The sequence below is a fragment of the Streptomyces himastatinicus ATCC 53653 genome (assembly GCF_000158915.1).
GTDB classification, from domain to species: domain Bacteria; phylum Actinomycetota; class Actinomycetes; order Streptomycetales; family Streptomycetaceae; genus Streptomyces; species Streptomyces himastatinicus.
On record NZ_GG657754.1, the window covers coordinates 9297865 to 9323410 of the forward strand.

General features: G+C 73.4%; 4 protein-coding genes. All 4 read left to right on the forward strand.

Translation table 11 applies throughout. The features are described from left to right. The first annotated feature begins 27 nt into the window (after positions 1 to 27). Positions 28 to 8742 (forward strand): type I polyketide synthase, encoded by an 8715-nt coding sequence (locus SSOG_RS56865; protein ID WP_009719940.1) that lies wholly within the window; start codon positions 28 to 30, stop codon positions 8740 to 8742. Between the two features lie 31 nt (positions 8743 to 8773). Further along, positions 8774 to 14704 (forward strand): SDR family NAD(P)-dependent oxidoreductase, encoded by a 5931-nt coding sequence (locus SSOG_RS49740; RefSeq protein WP_425385475.1) that lies wholly within the window; start codon positions 8774 to 8776, stop codon positions 14702 to 14704. A gap of 47 nt (positions 14705 to 14751) precedes the next feature. Then, entirely contained in the window at positions 14752 to 15687 is a 936-nt protein-coding gene (locus SSOG_RS39595; RefSeq protein WP_009719942.1) for a proline iminopeptidase-family hydrolase, read from the forward strand. A gap of 7 nt (positions 15688 to 15694) precedes the next feature. Then, positions 15695 to 25546 (forward strand): type I polyketide synthase (locus SSOG_RS39600; RefSeq protein WP_009719943.1); only part of this gene is annotated, 9852 nt, incomplete at its 3' end.

The following is a 25546-nucleotide window of genomic DNA, read 5'->3' on the forward strand; positions in this document are numbered from 1 at the left end:
GCGCGCGTACGCGGCGCGGCTGCGGGAGTGGAGGCGGGGGAGTCGCGTCCGGCGGACGTGGGGTGTCCGGCGACACGGCGGGCGCCGTACGCGTACCGGGCCGCGGTGGTGGGCGCCCGGGGGGAGGAGATCGCGCAGGGCCTCGCCGCCGTGGCGCAGGGACAGGCCCCGGTGGTGTCGGCCCGCTCCGCGACCGGCCCGGTGATGGTGTTCCCGGGGCAGGGGTCGCAGTGGGTGGGGATGGCGGTCGAGCTGATCGCGTCGTCCGAGGTGTTCGCGGAGCGGATGGCGGCGTGCGAAGAGGCGCTGGCGCCCTTCGTGGACTGGTCGCTCCGCGAAGCGCTGGGCGACGAGGCCATGTTGGAACGGGTCGATGTGGTCCAGCCCGTGCTGTGGGCCGTGATGGTGTCGCTCGCGGGGCTGTGGCGGCACTACGGCGTGGAGCCCGTCGCGGTGGTCGGCCACTCCCAGGGGGAGATCGCCGCGGCGACCGTGGCCGGAGCGCTGTCGTTGCGGGACGGGGCCCGGGTGGTGGCGTTGCGCAGCAGGGCGCTGCCCGCGCTGTCCGGCCAGGGCGGGATGGTGTCGGTGGCGCTGCCCCGGGAGGAGGCGGAACGGCGGCTCTCCCGGTGGGGGGACCGGATGTCCATCGCGGCGGTGAACGGTGGCGCCTCGACGGTGGTCTCGGGCGAGGTGGGCGCGCTGGAGGAACTGATCGCCGCGTGTGAGGCGGAGGAGGTGCGGGCGCGGCGGATCCCGGTGGACTACGCCTCGCACTCGGCGCAGGTGGAGCGGATCGAGCAGGAACTGCTGGAGGTGCTGGCGCCGATCCAACCCCGCCCCGCACACATCCCCTTCTACTCCACCGTGACCGGCGACCTCATGGACACCGTGGAGCTGGACGCGGGCTACTGGTACCGGAATCTGCGGCAGACCGTGGAGTTCGACCGGGTGATCGGCCTGCTCACCGAGCGCGGCATGGATGTGTTCATCGAGGCCAGCGCCCATCCGGTGCTGGCACCCAGCATGGAACACACCGCGATCGGCACCCTGCGCCGCGACGACGGTGGCCTGGACCGCTTCCTGACCGTCCTCACCCAGGCCCACACCCATGGCGTGGACGTCGACTGGGAGAAGGTGTTCGCCGGGACCGGGGCCCGGCAGGTGGAGCTGCCGACGTACGCCTTCCAGCACCGCCGGTACTGGCTGACCGATCCGGTGGGAGGCGCCGACGCGGTCTCGATGGGGCTGGGTGCGCTGGGCCACCCGCTGCTCGGTGCGATGGTCATGCTCGCGGACTCGGACGAGGTGGTGCTCACCGGACGGCTGTCGATCGGCGCCCTGCCCTGGCTGGCCGACCACGTCATCGACGGATCGGTCCTCTTCCCCGGCACCGGGTTCGTGGAGCTGGCGGTGCGCGCGGGCGACGAGGTCGGCTGCGGCCGGATCGAGGAACTGACCCTCCACGAGCCCCTGGTCCTCACCGAACGTGGCGGGGTGGCCGTACAGGTCGTCGTCGGCGCGGCGGACGAGGCGGGCCGCCACGCGGTCACGGTGTACGCGCGTGAGCAGGACGCGCTCGACCTGCCCTGGAACCGGCATGCCACCGGTGTGCTGACCGCGGCCACCTCGGCAGGTGGCGGTGACCTGACCGCCTGGCCGCCACCCGGGGCCGAGCCGATGGACCTGGATGTCACCGCCCTGTACGGGGAGTTGGTCGACCTGGGCCTGGCGTACGGGCCGGCCTTCCAGGGACTACGGGCGGCCTGGCGGTCCGGCGACGAGGTGTTCGCCGAGATCGCCCTGCCGGACGACGCCGAGCCGGATGCCTTCGGTCTGCACCCGGCCCTGCTCGACGCGGGCCTCCACGCGATCGGCCTCTCCCCGGCGGGGGCAGGGGACGCGGCCCTGCTGCCGTTCTCCTGGTCGGGCGTGGAACTGCACGCCTCCGGCGCGGCCGCGCTGCGGGTGCGCGTCACCCCGCGACAGGACGGCGTCGCGGCCCTGACGATCGGCGACGCCACCGGCCAACCTGTCGCCACCGTCGACTCCTTGGTGCTGCGGCCGCTCACCGCCGTACGGACCGAACCCCGCACCGAATCGCTCTTCCATGTCGCCCTGGCCCCGCTCCCCACCGGCGGGGAAACGGTCACCGACACGGCCACCGACACGGAAGTGCTGCGCGTCGCCGCCGGGTCCGATGTGCGTACGGCGGTGAACCGGGCGCTGGAGGCGCTCCAGTCCGCCGCCTCGCGACTGGCGGTGGTCACGCGGGGCGCGGTCCCGGTGACCGGCGAGGACGCCCCCGACCTGGCCGCGGCGGCGGTCTGGGGCCTGGTCCGCAGCGCCCAGACCGAGGACCCCGGCCGGTTCGTCCTGGTGGACCTGGATGCCACCGACGGGGCGGACGACGACGCCGTCATCGCGTCCGCCTGCGCGACCGGGGAACCCCGGATCGTGGTGCGCGGCAACACCCTCTACGCCCCTCGGCTCGCCCGACTCGCGGAAACACCGCGGACGGAGGACGAACCGGAGGCGCCGGTGTTCGGCGACACGGTGCTGATCACGGGCGGGGTGGGGGTGCTGGGCGCCCTGATGGCCCGGCATCTCGTCACCGAGTACGGCGTACGACGGCTGCTGCTGACCGGCCGCCGGGGCGCGGACGCACCGGGCGCGGCGGAGCTGGTGGCGGAGCTGACCGGCCTGGGGGCCGAGGTGGAGGTGGCCGCGTGTGATGTCGCGGACCGCCAGGCCGTGGCGGCGCTGCTGGCGGGCCGGGAGCTGTCGGCTGTGGTGCACGCGGCGGGGGCGCTGGACGACGGGGTGATCGCGTCGCTGACACCCGAGCGGGTGGACCGGGTGATGCGTCCGAAGGTGGACGCGGCGCTCCATCTGCACGAGCTGACGCGCGAGATGGACCTGAGCGCGTTCGTGCTGTTCTCCTCGGCCGCCGGGGTCATCGGCTCGCCGGGACAGGGCAACTACGCGGCGGCCAACGCGTTCCTGGACGCCCTGGCCGCACACCGCCGCGCCCAGGGGCTGCCCGCGCTGTCCCTGGCGTGGGGCGTGTGGCAGACCAGCTCGGGGATGGCCGGAAGCCTGGGCGACGCCGACCGGTCCCGGATGACCCGCGGCGGCATCCTCCCGCTGTCCCACCGCGAGGGCCTGGCACTCTTCGACGCGGCGGTGCGCGCGGACGCGGCCCTACGCACGGATGTGGCCGCACGCGCGGACGCCGTACGAGGGGACACGGCACGCGCGGACGCACCCGCCGCGGTCGTCCCCGTGAAACTGGACCTCGCGGCGGTCCGCGCGAGCGGCTCGGTGCCGGAGCTGCTGCGCGGGCTGGTGCCCGTCGTCACCCGCGGCACCGCCCGGAACCGGGCCGACGCGGACGGGCTCCGCCAGCGGCTGGTGGGCCTGTCCGAGGACCAGCGGCTGGAGACGCTGCTGACCCTGGTCCGCGGCCAGGCCGCCACGACGCTCGGCTACGCCGGGCCGGAGGCCGTCGACCCGGAGCGTGCGTTCCGCGATCTGGGGGTCGACTCGCTGGCCGCGATGGAGCTGCGCAACGCGCTGGGCCAGACGACGGGTCTGAAGCTCCCCGTCACATTGGTGTTCGACTACCCGACTCCCGCCGTCCTCGCCCGCCATCTGCTGGACGAGGTGTCGGGGACCGTGAACGAGCGCCACGTCCGGCCGGTCGTGACCCCGGCCGACGACGATCCCATCGCCATCATCGGCATGGCCTGCCGCTATCCCGGCGGGGTGGCCTCGCCGGAGGACCTGTGGCGGCTGGTGGACGGCGGGACCGACGCCATCTCGGCCTTCCCCGACAACCGGGGCTGGAAACTGGAGCGGATCTACGACCCCACGGCCACCCGGCCGCGGACCAGCTACGTCGACCAGGGCGGATTCCTGTACGACGCGGCCGAGTTCGACCCCGGCTTCTTCGGGATCGCACCGAACGAGGCGATGGTCATGGACCCGCAGCAACGGCTGCTGCTGGAGACCTCCTGGGAGGTGCTGGAGCGCGCCGGAATCGATCCGACGACGCTGAAGGGCAGCCCGACCGGTGTGTTCGCCGGGATGATGTACCACGACTACAGCCAGAACAGCAGCACGGGCGCCATCGTCTCCGGCCGCGTCGCCTACACCCTCGGGCTCGAGGGCCCGGCCGTCACCGTCGACACCGCCTGCTCGTCCTCCCTGGTCGCCCTGCACCTGGCCGCCCAGGCGCTGCGGTCGGGCGAATGCTCGCTCGCCCTCGCGGGCGGCGTCACCGTGATGGCCACACCCGACAACTTCATCGAGTTCAGCGAGCAGCGTGGCCTGTCGCGGGACGGCCGGTGCCGGTCCTTCGCCGCCGCGGCCGACGGCTCCGGCTGGGGCGAGGGCGTGGGCATGCTGCTGGTGGAGCGGCTGTCGGACGCCCGCCGCAACGGTCATCCCGTCCTGGCGGTCGTACGGGGCACCGCGACCAACCAGGACGGCGCCAGCAACGGCCTGACCGCCCCCAACGGCCCCTCCCAGCAGCGGGTGATCCGGCAGGCGCTGGCCAACGCGGGCCTGGCGCCAGCCGAGGTGGACGCGGTCGAGGCGCACGGCACGGCCACCACGCTGGGCGATCCGATCGAGGCGCAGGCGCTGCTCGCCACGTACGGTCAGGACCGCGCGGAACCCTTGTGGCTGGGCTCGATCAAGTCGAACATCGGCCACACCCAGGCGGCGGCCGGTGTGGCGGGCGTCATCAAGATGGTCCAGGCGATGCGGCACGGCGTCCTGCCGAGGACACTCCACGTGGACGAGCCGACACCACAGGTGGACTGGGCGGCGGGCGAGGTCCGGCTGCTCACCGAGGCGCGGGAGTGGCCACGCGGCGACCGCCCGCGCCGCGCGGGCGTGTCCTCCTTCGGCATCAGCGGCACCAACGCCCACGCCATCATCGAAGAAGCCCCGCCGACCGAGGAAACCCCCGCGGAGCGGCGGGAGTTGCCTGTCGTCCCGCTGGTGGTGTCGGCCCGGACCCGGGCGGCGCTGGACGCCCAGCTCGACCGGATGACCTCCGTCGGGCAGGACGCGCTGGACGTGGCGTACTCGGCCGCGACGGGCAGGGCCGTGCTGGAGCACCGCGCGGTACGGATCGGATCGTCCGAGACCGTCAGAGGGTCGGTCACCGAAGGCAGGCTGGCGTTCCTGTTCACCGGGCAGGGCAGCCAGCGGGTGGGGATGGGCCGGGAGCTGTACGACACGTTCCCGGCGTTCGCGGCGGCGTTCGACGAGGTGTGCGACGCGCTCGACATGCCGTTGCGCGAGGTGATGTGGGGCGACGAAGTCGCACTGGAACGCACCGAGTTCACCCAGCCCGCCGTCTTCGCGCTCGAAGTGGCGCTGTTCCGGCTGATGGAGTCGTGGGGCATCACACCGGACGTGCTGACCGGGCACTCCATCGGCGAAGTGGCGGCGGCGCATGTGGCCGGGGTGTTCGGCCTCGCCGACGCGGCCCGGCTGATCACGGCGCGCGGACAGCTGATGCAGGCGCTGCCGCCGGGTGGCGCCATGGTGGCCATCCAGGCCACCGAGGAGGAGATCACCCCGCTCCTCGGCGAACGGGTCGGGCTCGCGGCCGTCAACGGCCCGGCAGCCGTGGTCGTCTCCGGCGCCGAGGACGCCGTGACCGCGCTCGCCGAGCGGTTCGGCGACCGCAGGACGGCCCGGCTGAAGGTCTCGCACGCGTTCCACTCACCGCTGATGGACCCGATGCTGGAAGACTTCCGGGAGGTCGCCGAGAGCGTCACGTACCACGAACCGGCCATCCGGCTCACGAAGGACATGGCGTCGGCGGAGTACTGGGTGCGGCATGTGCGGGACACCGTGCGGTTCGCCGACGATGTACGCGTCCTGCGGGACGAAGGTGTCACCCGGTTCCTGGAGATCGGCCCGGACGCCGTACTGACGGCGATGGCCCAGCAGACCGCCGAGGGCACGATGGCGGCGGCGCTGCGCCGCGACCATCCCGAGACGGAAAGCCTGTTCACCGCGGTCGGGCGGCTGTTCACCGCCGGAGTCCGCGTCGACTGGAGGGCCGTTCTCGGCGGCCGCGGGGCACGGCGTGTCGATCTGCCGACCTACCCCTTCCAGCGGCAGTCGTACTGGCTGGAGTCGGGGCGCGGGGCGGAGGCGTCGGACCATCCGCTGCTGGACGCGGCGGTCGGGGTCGCGGGCACGGATCAGACCGTGCTGACCGGGCGGCTGTCGCCCGGGACACAGCCCTGGCTCGCCGACCATGCCGTCGGTGGCGGGCTCCTCTTCCCCGGTACGGGCTTTATCGAGCTGGCCGTCCGCGCGGGCGACGAAGTGGGATGCGGCCGGATCGAGGAACTGACGATCGAGGCGCCACTGGTCCTCGCGGAACGCGGCGCCGTGGCCCTTCAGGTGCTGGTCGGGCCGGACGACGGTGCCGGCCACCGCCCGGTCGAGGTGTACTCGCGCGGCGAGGACGAGGTCCATCAGCCCTGGGCCCGCCACGCCGCCGGAACACTGGCCCCGGCCACCGGCGACGGTGCGCAGGAGAGGGTGCAGTGGCCGCCGCCCGGGGCGGAGCCCGTCGAAGTGGCGGGTCTGTACGAGGCGCTCGCGGACGCCGGCGTGGCGTACGGGCCGGCCTTCCAGGGGCTCAAGGCCGCCTGGCGGCGCGGCGACGAGGTGTTCGCCGAGGTCGTGCTGCCCGGCGCGGCGGACCGTTTCGGGCTGCACCCGGCGCTGCTGGACGCGGCGCTGCACACGATCCCGCTGCTGTCGGCCGACGACCGTGTCGTCCTTCCCTTCGCCTGGACGGGCGTGGAACTGCACGCCTCCGGCGCCGATGTGCTCCGCGTACGGGTCGCGTCGTCCGGTCGGGACCAGGTCACCCTGGACGCCGTGGACGGCACGGGCCGACCCGTCATCTCCGTGAACTCCCTGACCCTGCGGCCGATGACGACACCGTCGCTCGCCCGCGTCGACTCGCTGTTCCAGGTGGAATGGACACCCGTGGAGGCGGCCCCACAGGGGCTTGGTGACATCACCGTGTGGCGAGCCGAGAGCGATGATGTCCGGGCCACGCTGCAATCCGCCCTGACGGCGCTCCAGTCGGAGACCGGCACCCTGGCGGTCGTCACCCGCGGCGCCGTGTCGGTGGCCGGTGAGGACATCACCGACCTGGCCGGTGCGGCGGTATGGGGCCTGGTGCGCAGCGCCCAGTCCGAGGATCCGGGGCGGTTCGTCCTGATCGACGCGGCCGGTGCGGAGGACGAGGCGGACATCGCGCTGGCGCTCGCGGCGGGGGAGCCGCAGGTGGCCGTCCGGGACGGAAAGGTCTACGTGCCGCGGTTGCGGGCCGCCTCGGTGACGGAGTCCGAACCGTCGTCCGTCTTCGGCGACACGGTGCTGGTCACGGGCGCGTCGGGTGCGCTGGGCGGACTGGTGGCGCGCCATCTGGTGACCGGACACGGTGTGCGGCGGCTGCTGCTCACCAGCCGCCGCGGGGCGGACGCACCGGGCGCGGCGGAGCTGGTGGCGGAGCTGACCGGGCTGGGCGCCGAGGTGGAGGTGGCCGCGTGTGACGTGGCCGACCGCGAGGCGCTGGCGGGGCTGTTGGCGGGCCGGGAGCTGTCGGGTGTGGTGCACGCGGCGGGGGTGTTGGACGACGGGGTGATCGCGTCCCTGACGCTGGAGCGGATGGACCGGGTGCTGGGTCCGAAGGTGGACGCGGCGCTGCATCTGCACGAGCTGACGCGCGAGAGGGAGCTGAGCGCGTTCGTCCTGTTCTCCTCGGCGGCGGGTGCGATCGGCTCGCCGGGGCAGGGCAACTACGCGGCGGCCAACGCGTTCCTGGACGCCCTGGCCATACACCGCCGCGCCCAGGGCCTGCCCGCCCAGTCCTTGGCCTGGGGCCTGTGGGCGACCGACGCCGGTATGGCCGGGGAACTGGCGGACCACGACCGGCAGCGGATCGTCCGTACGGGGCTGACGGGGCTGTCGCCCGCCGAAGGGCTGAAGCTCTTCGACACGGCCACCGCACTCGCCACCCCCGTACTGGTCCCGATGAGTCTGGACACCAAGGCGCTGAACGCGGCCGAGGCGCCCCCGATGCTGCGCGGCCTGGTACGCGGCTCCTCGCGGCGTGCCGTGTCGGATCGGCACGACGAGGGCAGGGCCGCCGCGCTGCGGCAGCGGCTCGCCGCACTGCCCGCCGACGAGCGGTACGACGACCTGCTCACCCTCGTCCGTACCCATGCGGCGGCCGTGCTGGGACACGCGGGCCCGGAGGCCATCGAACCCGGGCGGGCCTTCGGCGACCTCGGATTCGACTCGCTGGGCGCGGTCGAATTCCGCAACGCCGTCAACGCCGCCACCGGGCTGCGGCTGCCCCCCACCCTGATCTTCGACTACCCCAACGCCCGGGTGCTGGCCGAACACCTCGCGACGGAACTGGCGCCCGCCCCCGCCGACGGTGACACCGGCGCCGAGGACGACACGGTCCGCCGCCTGCTCGCCTCGATCCCGCTCACCCGGCTGCACGACGCGGGGCTGATGGACACCCTGCTCGAACTCGCCGGTGTTTCCGCCCCCGCCACGGCCGCGCCGGCGGCGGAGCAGCAGGACGCGATCGACGCGATGGACACCGAAACCCTCATCAGCATGGCGCTCCAGGACACGACCCTGGCCGCCCTGGACGACGACGCGACGCGGGAAGCCTGAGGACACGATGGCCGACACCGACCACAAACTCGTGGCGGCGCTGCGCGCGTCGCTCAAGGAGACCGAGAGTCTGCGCGCCCGCAACCGCGCCCTCCAGGCCGCCTCCCGCGAACCCATCGCGATCGTGGCGATGAGCTGCCGCTACCCCGGCGCGGCCTCGCCCGAGGAGCTGTGGCGGCTGGTCGCCGACGGGACCGACGCCGTCTCACGGTTCCCCACCGACCGCGGCTGGGACGAGACGGCCATCTACGACCCCGAGCCCGGGCGCCCCGGCAAGACGTACAGCCGGGAAGGGGCGTTCCTGTACGACGCGGCCGACTTCGATCCCGAGTTCTTCGGGATTGCCCCGAACGAAGCGATGGTCATGGACCCGCAGCAGCGGCTGCTGCTGGAGGCGTCGTGGGAGGTGCTGGAGCGGGCGGGGATCGACCCGACGACGCTGAAGGGCAGCCCGACCGGTGTGTTCGCCGGGATGATGTACCACGACTACACCTACAACAGCAGCACGGGCGCCATCGCCTCCGGCCGCGTCGCCTACGCCCTCGGCCTGGAGGGCCCGGCCGTCACCGTCGACACCGCCTGCTCGTCCTCGCTGGTGGCCCTGCACTCGGCGGTCCAGGCGCTGCGGTCGGGGGAGTGCTCGCTCGCGCTCGCGGGTGGTGTCACGGTGATGGCGACGCCCGAGACGTTCATCGAGTTCAGCCATCAACGCGGGCTGGCGCCCGACGGCCGCTGCAAGTCGTACGCGGCGGCCGCCGATGGCACCGGCTGGGGCGAGGGCGTGGGCATGCTGCTGGTCGAGCGGCTGTCGGACGCCCGCCGCAACGGCCACCCGGTGCTGGCGGTGGTACGGGGCATGGCGATCAACCAGGACGGCGCCAGCAACGGCCTGACCGCCCCCAACGGCCCCTCCCAGCAACGTGTGATCAAGCAGGCCCTGGCCCACGCCCGGATCTCCGCCGACCAGGTCGATCTGGTCGAGGGGCACGGCACGGGTACGACGCTCGGCGATCCGATCGAGGCGCAGGCCCTGCTCGCCACGTACGGCCAGGACCGCCCGGACGACCGCCCGCTGTGGCTCGGCTCGATCAAGTCCAACATCGGCCACACCCAGGCCGCGGCGGGCGTGGCGGGCATCATCAAGGTCGTCCAGGCGATGCGGCACGGCGTCATGCCGAGGACGCTCCACGTGGACGAGCCGACACCGCAGGTGGACTGGGCGGCGGGCGAGGTCCGGCTGCTCAGCGAGGCACGGGAGTGGCCGGACGAGGGGCGACCGCGCCGCGCGGGCGTCTCCTCCTTCGGTATCAGCGGGACGAACGCCCACGTCATCATCGAGGAGGCGCCGCCCGTCGAGGCCGAGGAGGAGGCCGTTCCGACCGTGGCGGGGCCCGTCCTGTGGACGCTGTCCGGCAGGAGCCAGGAGGCGCTGCGCGCTCAGGCCGAACGCCTCCACTCCCACCTGGGCGAACGACCGGACCTGGCCCCCGCGGACGTGGCCTTCTCGCTGGCCACCGGCCGCGCGGCCCTTGAACACCGGGCGGCGATCGTCGCCGACGGCCGTACGGACCGTACGGGCCTCCTCGCGGGCCTCACCGCGCTGGCCCAGGGAACCCCGTCGCCCTCCGTCGTCACCGGAAGGGCCCGTGAGGGCAAGGTGGCGTTCCTGTTCACCGGGCAGGGAAGCCAACGCCTCGGAATGGGGCGGGAGTTGTACGACACCTTCCCGGCCTTCGCGGCGGCGTTCGACGCGGTGTGTGAGGCGTCGGGGCTGCCGCTGAAGGAGGTGATGTGGGGTGATGACGAGGAGGCGCTGCACCGTACGGAGTTCACCCAGCCCGCGATCTTCGCCCTGGAAGTGGCGCTGTATCGGCTGGTCGAGTCCTGGGGGCTTCGCCCGGATTTCCTCGTCGGCCACTCGATCGGGGAGCTGGCGGCGGCCCATGTGGCGGGTGTGCTGAGTCTGGAGGACGCCGCACAACTGATCACGACCCGGGGACGGTTGATGGGCGCGCTGCCGCCCGGCGGAGCCATGGTGGCAATCCAGGCGACCGAAGAGGAAGTGGCGCCGCTGCTGACCGGTGAGGTGGGGATCGCGGCGGTCAACGGTCCGTCGTCGGTGGTGGTGTCGGGTGCTGAGGATGCGGTGGCGGCGGTGGCCGCGCGGTTCACGGACCGTAAGACGAGCCGTCTGTCGGTCTCACATGCGTTCCATTCGCCGTTGATGGACCCGATGCTGGAGGACTTCCGCAAGGTGGCCGAGGCCGTCACCTACCGGCGCCCGGAAATCCGGCTGGTCAAGGACATGGCATCGGCCGAGTACTGGGTGCGGCATGTGCGCGATGCGGTGCGGTTCGCCGATGATGTGAGCCGTCTGGAGAGCGAGGGCGTGACCCGGTTCCTGGAGATCGGGCCGGACGGCATCCTCACCGCCATGGCCCGGCAGACGGCGCCCGACGCCACGACAGCGGCCGCCCTGCGCCGCGATCGCCCCGAGGCCGGAACGCTGCTGACGGCGATCGCGCAACTGCACACCACGGGCGCCTCTCCCGACTGGACGGCCCTCTTCGCGGGACGGGGAGCACACCGCGTCGACCTGCCCACCTACGCCTTCCAGCGCAGCCGTTACTGGCTGTCGGCGCCGGTGGCCGGGGAGGGCGGAAACGCGGCGTCCCTGGGCCTCACCACGCTCGACCACCCCCTCCTGACCGCAGAAGTCGCGGTTCCGGGCTCCGAGACCGTGGTGTTCACCGGGCGGCTGTCGACGGACACCCAGCCCTGGCTGGCCGACCATACGGTGCTCGGTACGACGCTGCTGCCCGGGACCGCGTACGTCGACATGGCCGTACGCGCGGGCGACCAGGTCGGCTGCCGCGTCCTCGAAGAGCTGACCCTGCACGCGCCCCTGGCCCTGCCCGAGGGCGGCGCTGTGCGGCTGCGGCTGACGGTCGGCGAACCGGCCGACGACACGGGACGACGCCCCCTCACCCTCCACGCGCAGGCCGAGGACACCGACGGCGCGGAGGCGGCGTGGACCCTGCACGCGGAGGGTGTGCTGACGCCCGAGGACACCGCCGCGCCACCGCCCTCCGACCTGAGCGAGTGGCCGCCGCCCGAGTCGGCGAGAATCGCCACCGACGACGCGTACGACCGTTTCCACGACATCGGCTTCGCCTACGGCCCGGCGTTCCAGGGGCTCAAGGCGGCCTGGCGCGTCGGCGACGAGACCTTCGCCGAAGTGGCGCTCGGCGACGCGGCCGGCGCCGGGCGTTTCGTACTGCATCCGGCCCTGCTGGACTCCGCGCTGCACGCGGTGCTGCTCGGCACGGGTGAGGACGACGCGACGGCGTTGCCGTTCGCGTGGAAGGGAGTGCGGCTGTACGCGTCCGGCGCCACGACCGCGCGCGTCCGGCTCACGCCCAAGGGCGAGGGCGCGACGGAAGTACGGATCGCCGACGCCCAAGGGCGGCCCGTGGCATTCGTGGAGTCGCTGATCGCGCGGGAGGTGTCGGCCGAACAACTCGCCCCGGCGCCCGCCCGGCCCGGCGACTCCCTCTTCCACGTGGCGTGGACACCCGCCTCCGCCGCCACCGTCGGAACGGACTGGACGGTGGTCGCCGACCTGGCGGAACTCACCGACCCGGTGCCCGCCACGGTCGCGTGGACACTCCCCGGCGGCACGGGCGACCTCGCCGACGACGTCAGAACGGTCACCGGCGACACACTCCGGGCCCTTCAGACGTGGCTCGCGGACGAACGGTTCGCCGACCGCAGGCTCATGGTGGTCACCCGCGGCGACCACCTCGCCCACGCCGCCGCACGGGGATTGGTCCGCGCCGCCCACGCGGAGGACCCGGAACGCTTCGCGCTCCTCGACACGGATGGCCACGATGACCCGGAGACGATCGCCCGGGCCATCGCCTCCGGCGAACCGGAACTACGCGTCCAGGACACCGACATCCTCGTACCCCGCCTGGCGCGCACCCCCACGGATCCGGAACACCCACCCGCCTGGGACCGGCTCGGGACCGTGCTGATCACCGGCGGTACGGGCGGCCTCGGCGCGCTCGTCGCCCGCCATCTGGTGACCGAGCACGGCGTCCGCGACCTGCTGCTGACCAGCCGCCGCGGCATGGACGCCGAGGGCGCGGCCGACCTGCGCCAGGAGCTGACCGGACTCGGCGCCACGGTCGAGATCGCGGCCTGCGACGTGGCGGACCGGGCGGCGCTGAAGGCGCTGCTCGCTGATCGCCCGCTCGGCGCCGTCGTGCACACCGCCGGGGTGCTGGCCGACGGCCTGATCGCCAACCTGACACCGCGCAGCCTGGACCAGGTGCTGCGCCCGAAGGTGGACGGCGCGCTCAACCTGCACGACCTCACCCGCGGCCATGACCTGGGCGCCTTCGTGCTGTTCTCGTCGTCTGCGGGTGTGCTCGGCGCACCCGGCCAGGGCAACTACGCCGCCGCGAACACCTTCCTCGACGCGCTCGCCCAGCACCGCCACGCCGAAGGGCTGCCCGCGCAGTCCCTCGCCTGGGGGCTGTGGGCGGACATCGGTGGCATGGCGGGCGGCCTGAGCGAGGCCGACCTCCGGCGACTGCGCCGCCAGGGCATGCCCGCGCTGTCGGCGGCCGAAGGTCTGGCGCTGTTCGACGCCGCGTCCGCCCGCGCCGAATCGGTGCTGGTGCCGATGGGGCTGGACCTGCGGGCGCTGCGCGGCGGGAGCGGTGGCGAACTCCCCGTACTGCTTCGCGGGTTGGTCCCGGCCACGCGGCGCCGTACCGCGGCTGCCGATCCGGCGGTGCTGCGGCGTGAGCTGGCGGCCCTGCCCGCCGAACGGCGGGAGGGAGCGCTGCGCGATCTGGTGCTGAGCCTGGCCGCCACCGTGCTCGGGCACAGCGGTCCCGAAGCGGTCGACCCCGAACGCGACTTCCTGGAGTCCGGGTTCGACTCGCTCACCGCGATGGAGCTGCGTACCGCCCTGAACGCCGCCACCGGGCTGAGGCTGCCCGCGACGGCGGTGTTCGACAGCAAGAACCCGTCCCTGCTGGCCCGTCTCCTCGCCGATGAGCTGGCCAGGCTCTCCGCCACCGAACCGCAGCCGCAGACCGAGAAGGAGACGGAGGCGGACGAGAGCGTCACCGACCTGTTCCGGCGGGCCGTCCACGCCGGTGACACTCCCGGTGCGCTGGCGCTGATGTCGGCGGTCGCGGCGCTGCGGCCCCGGTTCGCCGTACCCGGCGACCTCGGCCGGGCCCCGAAGCCGGTGCGGCTGGCCGACGGTCCGCGCCGTACCCGGCTGATCTGCCTGGCCACGCCCATGGCGGCGGGCGGTGTGCACCAGCATGCCCGGCTGGGTGCGGAATTCCGGGACGTCCGCCACGTATCGGCCCTTCCGCTGCCCGGATTCGCCCGGGGCGAGCCGCTGCCCGGTTCGGCCGAGGCTCTGTCGCGGGTCCTGGCCGACGCCGTGTTGGAGGCGGCCGAGGGCGAGCCGTTCGCCCTGCTCGGCTACTCCTCCGGCGGCATCATCGGCCACGTCCTCGCCCGGCACCTGGAGGAGGTGGCGGAGGTGCCACCCGCCGGGTTGGTCCTCATCGACACCTTCCGCGTCGACGACACGGCGATGAAGTTCGGCTTCGACCACCTCATGCGGGAGGTGCTGGCGATGGAGTCGGCCTACGGACCGTACGACGCGGCACGGCTGTCGGCGATGCCGCACTACTTCGGCGTGCTGGGGGACTTCGCCCCCGTACCGCTGGCCGCGCCGACCCTGTTCGTCCAGGCGGACCAGCCGTTCGTGGAACCGCCCGAGGGCGTCGACCGGGCCGAGATGAGGGCCCGGCCCTGGGACCCGGACCACACGCTGCGCACCGTGCCGGGCGACCACTTCTCGCTCGGGCAGGAGCACGCCCCGACGACCGCCCGGACCATCGACGAGTGGCTGACGACGCTCGATTGACACCGCGACCTACGCACAGGACCCGAAAAACCGAGGTGGTTTGAGACATGGCGCCCACGCCAACGGCCAAAGGAACCGTCCCCTTCCGGGAGTACCGGACCTGGTACCGCGTCACCGGACAGCCGGGGTCGGGCCGCCCGGCCCTCGTCGTCGTCCACGGTGGCCCCGGGTCCACGCACGACTACCTGATCCGGCTGGCCGACTTCGCCGAACACGGCTGGCCCGTCGTGCACTACGACCAGCTGGGGAACGGGGGCTCCACCCATCTGCCGGACGCGGACCCCGGCTTCTGGACCCCACAGCTCTTCCGCGACGAGCTGGACAACCTCCTGCACCGGCTCGGCATCGCCGACGACTACATCCTGTTCGGGCAGTCGTGGGGCGGAATGCTCGCCGCCTGGCACGCCTCGACCCGGCCCGCCGGACTGCGCGGCCTGGTCGTCGCCAACGCCCCCGCCTCCTACCCGCTGTGGCTGTCGGAGATGGATGTGCTGCGCGCCCAGCTGCCACCCGGCGTGGACGACACGCTGCGGCGCCACGAGGCAGCGGGCACCACCGACAGCGATGAGTACCTGGAGGCGATGCTGGTCTTCTACAGCCGCCACGTCTGCCGCCTCGACCCGTGGCCCGGCGAACTCATGGCCTCGTACCTGGAGGCCGTCACCGACCCGACGGTCTACCGCACCATGAACGGGCCCAACGAGTTCCACGTCATCGGCAGCCTCCGCGACTGGGGGGTGATCGACCACCTGCCCCGCATCGACGTGCCCACCCTGGTCCTCTCCGGCCGCCACGACGAGGCCACTCCGGTCACCGTGCGCCCCTATCAGGACCTCATTCCGAACGCCCGCTGGGAGATCTTCGAAGACTCCAGCCACGCCCCGCACCTCGAAGAACCGGAACGCTTCACCGAGGTGCTCGGCACATTCCTTGACACGGTCGGCGCGCCCGGCGCGCGGACCACGACGGTGAGCGGAGGCTGAGACGACGGTGGAAGCCAACGTCGAGGAGATCGTCGAGGCGCTGCGCGGCTCGCTCGTCGAGAACGAGCGGCTGCGGCGGGACAACGAGAGCCTGCGCACCGCCGCGAGTGTCGCCACGGAACCCGTCGCGATCATCGGCATGGCCTGCCGTTTCCCCGGTGGTGTCGCCTCCCCGGAGGGGCTGTGGGCGCTGGTCGCCGAGGGCCGCGACGCCATCGGCCCGTTCCCCGGCGACCGCGGCTGGGACCTGAGCACCCTGTACGACCCGGAACCCGGAAAGCCCGGCAAGAGCTACGTACGCCACGGCGGTTTCCTGTACGACGCCGCCGACTTCGACCCCGAGTTCTTCGGCATCAGCCCGCGCGAGGCCCTCACCATGGACCCCCAGCAGCGGCTGCTGCTGGAGATCACCTGGGAGGCGGTGGAACGCGCGGGCCTGGACCCGGTGTCGCTGCGCGGCAGCCGCACCGGTGTCTTCGCCGGTGCCATGTACCACGACTACGGCATCACCAGCAGCGACGGCAGCCTGGTGTCCGGACGTGTCGCCTACACCCTCGGCTTCGAGGGCCCGGCGGTCACCGTGGACACCGCCTGCTCCTCGTCGCTGGTGGCGTTGCAGTGGGCGGCGCAGGCCCTGCGTACGGGCGAGTGCACCCTGGCGCTGGCCGGGGGCGTCAGCGTGATGGCCACGCCCGAGACGTTCATCGAGTTCAGCGAGCAGCGCGGGCTCTCGCCCGACGGCCGCTGCCGCTCGTTCGCCGCCTCCGCCGACGGCACCGGCTGGGGCGAGGGCGCGGGCGTCCTGCTGCTGGAGAAGCTGTCCGACGCCCGCCGCCACGGCCACCCCGTACTGGCCGTGGTGCGCGGCTCGGCGGTCAACCAGGACGGCGCGTCCAACGGCTTCAGCGCCCCCAACGGCCCGTCCCAGCGCCGCGTGATCAAGCAGGCGCTGGCCGCGGCCGGACTCACGCCCGCCGATGTCGACGCCATGGAGGGGCACGGCACCGGGACCTCGCTCGGCGACCCGATCGAGGCGCAGGCGCTGCTCGCCACGTACGGCCGGGACCGCTCGGAGGACCGCCCGCTGTGGCTCGGCTCGATCAAGTCCAACATCGGCCACTCCCAGGCCGCCGCGGGCGTCGCGGGCGTCATCAAGATGGTCGAGGCCATCCGGCACGGCACCCTGCCGAAGACCCTGCACATCGACGCGGCGACACCGGAAGTCGACTGGGATGCCGGGAGCGTACGCCTGCTCACCGAGGCCCGCGCCTGGCCCGACACCGGCCGTCCGCGCCGCGCCGCGATCTCCTCGTTCGGAGTCAGCGGCACCAACGCCCACGTCATCATCGAGCAGGCGGACACCGGCCCCGTCTCCGAGCCCCTGCCCGCCGAGCGGCCCTCCACCCCGGGCGTGCCCGTGCCGCTGCCCCTGTCCGCCCACACCACGGACGCCCTGCGCGCCCAGGCCCGGCAGCTGGCCGACCACCTGCGGGACACACCCGGTCTCGACCCCGTGGACCTGGGCTTCTCCCTCGCCACCAGCCGTGCCGCACTCGCCCGCCGCAGTGTCGTGGTCGGCCGCGACCGCGACGAGATCCTGGGCGCGCTGACCGCGCTGGCGGACGACGCGCCCCTCGGTGGGGTTGCTCGAACGACAGGATTGACCGCCTTCCTGTTCACCGGACAGGGCAGCCAGCGCCTCGGCATGGGCCGGGAGCTGCACACCGCATTCCCCGTCTTCGCGCGCGCCTTCGACGAGGTGTGCGGCGTTCTCGACCCGGCGGTGTGCGAGGTGATGTGGGGCGACGAGGAGGCGCTGCACCGCACCGAGTTCACCCAGCCCGCCATCTTCGCGGTGGAGGTGGCGCTGTTCCGGCTGCTGGAATCGTGGGGTGTACGGCCCGACTTCGTCGCCGGTCACTCGATCGGCGAGCTGGCCGCCGCGCATGTGGCCGGGGTGTTCTCGCTGGATGATGCCGCCGCGCTGGTCACCGCGCGGGGGCGGCTGATGGGGGCGCTGCCGCCCGGGGGCGCGATGGTGGCGGTCGAGGCCACCGAGGACGAGGTGGCGCCGTATCTGACCGAGCGGGTGGACCTCGCCGCCGTCAACGGCCCCACCTCCGTGGTGCTCTCGGGCACCGAGGACGCCGTCACCGCGGTCCTCGAACGGCTCGGCGAGCGCAGGACGAACCGTCTGACGGTGTCCCACGCGTTCCACTCGCCGCTGATGGACCCGATGCTGGAGGACTTCCGGTGGGTCGCCCAGACGGTGACGTACGCCGAGCCCCGCATCCCGGTGGTGGCGGATGGCGACGTGGCCACCGCCGAGTACTGGGTGCGGCATGTGCGCGGGACGGTCCGGTTCGCGGACGCGGTGTCCCGGCTGGAAGCCGAAGGCGTCACCCGGTACGTGGAGTTGGGACCCGACGGTGTGCTGACCGCCATGGCCCGCCAGTGCCTCACCACCTCCGCCGACACCGCCGTGCTCGTCCCGGCGCTGCGCCGCCGTGCCCCCGAGCCCGTCGCCGTCCTCACCGCCCTCGGCCACCTGCACGCCGCGGGCCTGCGCGTCGACTGGGCGGGTGTGTTCGACGGACGGGGCGCCCGGCGCGTCGACCTGCCCACCTACGCCTTCCAGCGCGCCCGCTACTGGCTCGACAAGAGCGGTCGGGGCGGTGACGTCACCTCCGCGGGCCTCGACCGGCCCGACCACCCGCTGCTCGGCGCGATGGTGCGGCTGCCCGGCTCTGACGGTGTGGTGTTCACCGGACGGCTGGCCACCGGAGCCCACCCCTGGCTGTCCGACCACACCGTGCTCGGCTCCGTCCTGCTGCCCGGCACCGCGTACGTGGAACTGGCCGTACGCGCCGGAGACCAGGTGGGATGCGGCCGCGTCGAGGAACTCACCCTGGGCGCGCCCCTGATCCTCCCCGAACACGGCGGCGTCCACCTCCAGGTCGCCGTCGACGCCCCGGACGCGTCCGGCCGCCGCCCGGTGGCCGTGTACTCCCGTGCCGACGATGCCCCCGTCGACCGCGAATGGGTCCGGCACGCCGAAGGGTTCCTGGCATCCGACGCCGGTGAACCGTCCGACGACCTCGCCGCGTGGCCACCGCGCGACGCCGAGCCGCTGGCCGCCGAAGGGCTCTACGAACGGCTGGACTACGGGCCCGCGTTCCAGGGACTGCGCACGGCATGGCGGCGCGGCGACGATGTGTTCGCCGACATCGCCCTCCCGGCAGGCGTCGACGCCGGACGCTTCGGCCTCCATCCCGCCCTGCTCGACTCGGCGTTGCACGCGCTCGACCTGGCCGCGGACGATGGTGCGACGGTCCTGCCGTTCTCCTGGTCGGACGTCACTCTGCACACCGAAGGCGCCACCGCCGCCCGGGTCCGGCTGCGCCTCCGGGGCGACGACACGGTGTCGCTGGAGCTGGCCGACGCCCTGGGACGGCCCGTCGCCTCGGTCGGCTCGCTGACGCTGCGTCCCGTCACCGCCGACGGGCTCGCCCTGGCCTCGGCCCGGGTCGCGGATGCCCTCTTCCGCGTCGAGTGGGTCCCGGCCACCGGCGGGCGGGCGGTGGCCGACGACGCCGAGGTGGCCGTGCACCACTGCCCGCCGACGACCGGGGACACGCCGTCCGCGGTGCGCGCCGCGGTCAACGGCGCGTTGGAAGCCGTACAGGCGGCGGCCGATCGCGACGCCACCCTCGTCGTCGTCACGCACGGCGCGATCGACGGCTCCGACCTCGGCCACGCCGCCGTCCGGGGGCTGGTGGGCGCCGCCGCGAGCGAGAACCCCGGGCGCGTCGTCCTCGTGGACACGGACACCGATATCGATCCCCGCGCCCTCCTGGAGGTGGGCGAGCCCGAGCTGTCCGTCCGGGGTGGCGAGATGCGCGTACCGCGGCTGGTCAGGGTGCCGCTCGGCCCGGACACCGCCGCATGGGATCCGGAACGCACCGTCCTGATCACCGGCGGCACCGGCGCCCTCGGCGCCGCCGTCGCCCGCCACCTCGTCACCCGGCACGGGGTCCGGCGGCTGCTGCTGACCAGCCGCCGCGGCCCGGAGGCGCCGGGCGCGGCCCAGCTGATCGAGGAGCTGACCGCATGGGGAGCCGAGGCCGAGGTGGCGGCGTGCGACGTGGCCGACCGCGACGCCCTGGCCACGCTGCTCGACGGCCGGACCATCGGCGGGGTCGTGCACACGGCGGGCGTGCTGGACGACGGCGTGATCCCCTCGCTGACGCCCGGCCGCGTCGACCACGTACTGCGCCCGAAGGCGGACGCGGCGTGGCATCTCCACGAACTCACCCGCGGCATGGGGTTGAGCGCGTTCGTGCTCTTCTCGTCCGTCGCCGGTGTCCTCGGCGCTCCCGGGCAGGGGAATTACGCGGCCGCCAACACGTTTCTGGACGCCCTCGCCGCGCACCGGCACGCCAACGGGCTCCCCGCGCTGTCGCTGGCCTGGGGCCCGTGGGCCGGAGACGGCATGGCGGACGGCATCGACCAGGGGGGCCTGCGTGCCCTGGCGACGGAAGAGGGCCTCGCGCTGCTCGATGCCGCCGCCGGTGTGCCGGAACCCGCGCTGGTGTCCGCCCGGTTCGACCCGGCGGCCTTCGACACGCCTCCGCCGCTCCTGCGCGGCCTCGTCCGCGGCCGGTCGCGCCGCGCCGCTGACACGGCCGACACCGCGGCCTCCGCGACCGAAGCACTACGGCGGCGGCTGGCCGCGCTCACGGACGATGAGCGCACCGCCGAACTCCTCGGCCTCGTCCGCTCCCAGGCCGCCACCGTCCTCCGCCTCGCCGGAGCCGAGGCCGTCGACCCCGAACGCGCCTTCCGTGACCTGGGATTCGACTCCCTCACCGCGGTCGAGCTGCGCAACCTCCTGGGCGCCGCCACCGGACTCCGGCTGCCCGCCACCCTCGTCTTCGACTACCCGACTCCCGGCGAGCTGGCCCGGCACCTCCTGGCGGAGCTGTCCGGCGCCGTGGAGAAGGCGGCGGTCGGGCCCGTGGCAACCCGGCTGGACGACGAGCCGATCGCCATCGTCGGGATGGCGTGCCGTTATCCGGGTGGGGTGGATTCGCCCGAGGGGCTGTGGCGGCTGGTGGACGAGGGTGTGGACGCGATCTCGGAGTTTCCGGCCGACCGTGGCTGGGGCGTCGAGGACATCTACGACCCCGAGCCCGGCAAACCCGGCAAGACCTATGTGCGCGACGGCGGGTTCCTGCACGACGCGGCCGAGTTCGACGCCGACTTCTTCGGCATCAGCCCCCGCGAGGCCCGCGACATGGATCCGCAGCAGCGCTTGCTGCTCGAGGTGTCGTGGGAGGCGCTGGAGCGCGCCGGGATCGACCCGGGCACGTTGAAGGGCACCCCGACGGGTGTGTTCGCCGGGGTCATGTACCACGACTACTCCGGCGGGACCGGCGGCGGCAGCCTCGTCTCCGGCCGCGTCTCCTACACCCTCGGGCTCGAAGGCCCCGCGGTGACCGTGGACACGGCGTGCTCGTCGTCGCTGGTGGCGATGCACTGGGCGACGCAGGCGCTGCGTACCGGCGAATGCTCACTCGCCCTCGTCGGCGGCGTGACCGTGATGGGGACGCCGCAGTCGTTCATCGACTTCAGCGAACAACGCGGTCTGGCGACGGACGGCCGCTGCAAGTCCTTCTCGTCCTCCACGGACGGCACCGGGTGGGGCGAGGGCGTGGGCATGCTGCTGGTCGAGCGGCTGTCGGACGCCCGCCGCAACGGGCACCCGGTGCTGGCCGTCGTACGGGGGAGCGCCCTCAACCAGGATGGCGCCAGCAATGGCATCTCAGCCCCGAACGGGCCCTCCCAACAGCGCGTGATCCGCCAGGCGCTGGCGAACGCGGGGTTGTCGGCGGGCGATGTGGACGCGGTCGAGGCGCATGGCACGGGGACGACGCTGGGCGATCCGATCGAGGCGCAGGCGCTGCTGGCGACGTACGGACAGGATCGCGCGGAGCCGCTGTGGCTGGGGTCGATCAAGTCCAACATGGGCCACACCCAGGCCGCGGCCGGGGTGGCGGGCATCATCAAGATGGTGCAGGCGATACGGCACGGTGTGCTGCCACGGACCCTGCACGTGGACGAGCCGACCACGCAGGTGGACTGGTCCGCGGGCAAGGTCCGGCTGCTGACCGAGCCGAGGGAATGGCCGCGTGGCGAGCGTCCGCGCCGCGCGGGCGTCTCTTCCTTCGGCATCAGTGGAACGAACGCCCATGTGATCGTGGAGGAAGCCCCGCCGGTCGAGGACCGGCCCGAGGAGCGCCGCGAACTCCCGGTGGCGCCGATCGTGGTGTCGGCGAAGACGCACCACGCACTCCAAGCCCAGATTCAGCGCATCCGTGCATTCGCCGCGGACCACGACCAGCTTGATGTGGCTTTTTCGGCGGCGACGGGGCGTGCCGCGCTGGAGCATCGTGCGGTGTTGATCGGATCGGAGACGATCAGCGATGTGGTTTCGGGCGGGGGCGGCAAGGTGGCGTTCCTGTTCACCGGGCAGGGCAGTCAACGCCTGGGCATGGGGCGGGAGTTGTATGACACCTTCCCCGTCTTCGCGGCGGCGTTCGACGCGGTGGGTGAAGCGTCGGGGCTGCCGTTGAAGGAGGTGGTGTGGGGTGATGACGAGGCGGCATTGCAGCGCACGGAGTTCACCCAGCCCGCCATCTTCGCCGTGGAAGTGGCCCTGTTCCGGTTGCTGGAGTCCTGGGGTATCCGCCCGGATTACCTGGCCGGTCACTCCATCGGCGAACTGGCCGCCGCCCATGTCGGGGGAGTGCTGAGCCTGGACGACGCCGCGCGGTTGATCACGGCGCGAGGACAGCTGATGGGGGCGCTGCCACCCGGCGGGGCCATGGTGGCCATCCAGGCTACGGAGGAGGAAGTGGCGCCGCTGCTGGACGGAGCCGTGGGCATCGCCGCCGTCAACGGCCCCTCATCGGTGGTGATTTCGGGCGCCGAAGACGCCGTGACGGCGGTCGTCGCCCACTTCAGTGACCGTAAGACGCGCCGCCTCTCCGTCTCGCACGCGTTCCACTCACCCTTGATGGACCCGATGCTGGAGGAGTTCCGCAAGGTCGCGGAGGGCGTGGAATACCACGCCCCGGCCATCCGCCTGACGAAGGACGTGGCGTCGGCGGAGTACTGGGTGCGGCATGTGCGGGATGCGGTGCGGTTCGCCGATGACGTACGTGCGTTGCGGGATGAAGGCGTGACGCGGTTCCTGGAGGTGGGGCCGGACGGTGTGCTGACGGCGATGGCGCAGCAGTCCGCCGAGGGCACGATGGGGGCGGCGCTGCGTCGGGATCGTCCCGAGGTGGAGAGTGTGTTTGCCGGGGTGGGGCGGTTGTATGCGGTGGGTGTGCCGGTGGATTGGGCCGCGGTGTTCGCGGGGCGTGGTGCCCGGCGCGTGGAGCTGCCCACGTACGCCTTCCAGCGCACCCGCTACTGGCAAATCGAGCAGCCCACGACCCTCGCCGGGGCCGACACGGTCGACCATCCGCTCCTGGGCGCGAGGGTCGTGCTGCCGGACACCGGCGGGGCCGTGTTCACCGGGCGGCTCTCCCTCGACACCCACCCCTGGCTCGCCGACCACGATGTGCTGGGCACCCTGCTGCTGCCCGGCACCGGCCTGGTCGAACTCGCGCTGCAAGCCGCCCACCAGGTGGGGTGCGAGGCGATCGACGAGCTGACGCTCGCAGCGCCCCTCGTCGTCCCCGAGAAGGGCGGCGTGGCGGTGCGGGTCGTGGTGGGTGGCCCGGACGACTCCGGCGCGCGCACCCTCGAGATCTACTCGTCCCTCGATGACGAGACGTGGACCCGTAACGCGACCGGTGGCATCGTCGCGTCCGCCACGCCACCGTCGTCCGACCTGAGCGTCTGGCCGCCGGCCGACGCGACGTCGCTTCCGGTGGACGGTGCCTATGCGGCCCTCCTCGCCCGTGGCTATGACTACGGTCCGGCCTTCCAGGGGCTCAGGGCGGCCTGGCGGCGCGGCGATGACGTCGTGTTCGCCGAGGTCGCGCTTCCGGAAGGGGCGGAGGCGGCCCGGTTCGGTGTGCATCCCGCGCTGCTGGACGCGGCGATGCACGCCGGGCTGATCGAAGACGAGGGTGCCGGGGCGCCGGAGCTGCCGTTCTCCTGGGGCGGCGTCTCGCTCCACCGGGCCGGTGCCTCGGCGCTGCGCGTCCGGCTGTCGCACCGGGGCGGGGACGGTGGTACGGAGGTGCTGGTCGCTGACGAGACCGGGGCGCCCGTCCTCTCCGTGGCGAACCTGGCGTCGAGGCCCGTTTCGGCCGAGCAGCTGCGGGCGGGCGGTGACCACCGCGAGTCGCTGTTCGCCCTCACCTGGACCAAGGCGGCCATCCACCCCGCGCCGGACACACCCGTCGAGGTGTACGAGGTCCCGCGGGCGGCGGGGGACACCCCCGAGGCCGTACGCGTGGTTCTGGGCGAGGTGCTGGCGCGACTTCAGGAGTGGCTGGCCGACCACGGCAAGGACGAGGAGAGGCTCGCGGTCGTCACCCGTCGTGCGGTGCCGGTCGAGGGCGAGGACGTCGACCTGGGCCAGGCACCCGTATGGGGTCTGGTCCGGGCGGCCGCGGCGGAGAATCCGGGCCGGTTCCTCCTCCTCGACCTCGACGACACGGACACCGTGCCACCCCTGGTCGACGCGCCCGAGATGGCGTTCCGGGGCGGCGAGCTGCTCGTTCCCGAGTTCACCCGGGTGCCCGCCGCCGCGGTGGACGAGGCCCATGACCCCTGGGGTCAGGCGTCCACGGTGCTGATCACGGGCGGGACCAGTGGCCTCGGCGCCCTGGTCGCTCGCCACTTGGTGACGGCACACGGCGTCCGGCGGCTCGTCCTGACCAGCCGCCGGGGCGAGAACGCGCCGGGCGCGGCGGAACTGCGCGCCGAACTGGCGGCCCACGGGGCGCACGTGGCCATCGAAGCGTGCGACGTTGCCGATCGTGCCGCGCTCGCCGCCGTGCTGGACCGGCATCCGGTCGACGCGGTCGTCCACGCGGCCGGTGTCGTGGACAACGGGCTGGTGCGAGGGCTGACCCCTGAGCGCATGGACACCGTCCTGCGGCCCAAGGTGGACGGGGCCTGGAACCTGCACGAGCTGACGGCCGACCGCGACCTGTCGGCGTTCGTGCTGTTCTCCTCGCTCGCCGGGCTCGTACTGGCCGCCGGGCAGGGCAACTATGCCGCGGCGAACGTGTTCCTGGACGCGCTCGCCCGCCGTCGCCACCAGGCCGGACTGCTGGTGACATCGCTGGCGTTCGGCCTGTGGGAGGCCGACACCGGGCTCGGCGAGCTGGCCGAGGCCGACCGGAAGCGCATGCTGCGCATGGGCCTGCCCGCCCTGTCGCAGGAAGAGGGACTGGCGCTGCTGGACGACGCGTTGCGTACGCGGGAGCCGCTGCTGGCGCCGTTCCGCCTGGACACGGCCGCTTTGCGGACACGTCCCGCCGACCGGCTCCCGGGGATGCTGCGCGGTCTGGCGCCCACCTCGCGCCGCCGCGTCGCGGGTCCGGGCGCGGCGGGCGGCGGAGACGGCGGCGCGGGGCTGCGGCGGAGGCTGGCGGCGCTGGCCGACGACGCCGAACGCGACGGCCTGCTGCTGGACCTCGTACGGACGCAGGTGGCGGCGGTGCTCGGGCACGACGGAGCCGACGCCATCCGGTCCGACCGGGCGTTCAAGGACCTGGGCTTCGACTCGCTCACCGCCGTGGAGCTGCGCAACGGCCTGCGCGCTGCGACCGGTCTGAAGCTGCCCGCGACCCTGGTGTTCGACCACCCGACGCCCGCCGCGGTCGCCGAC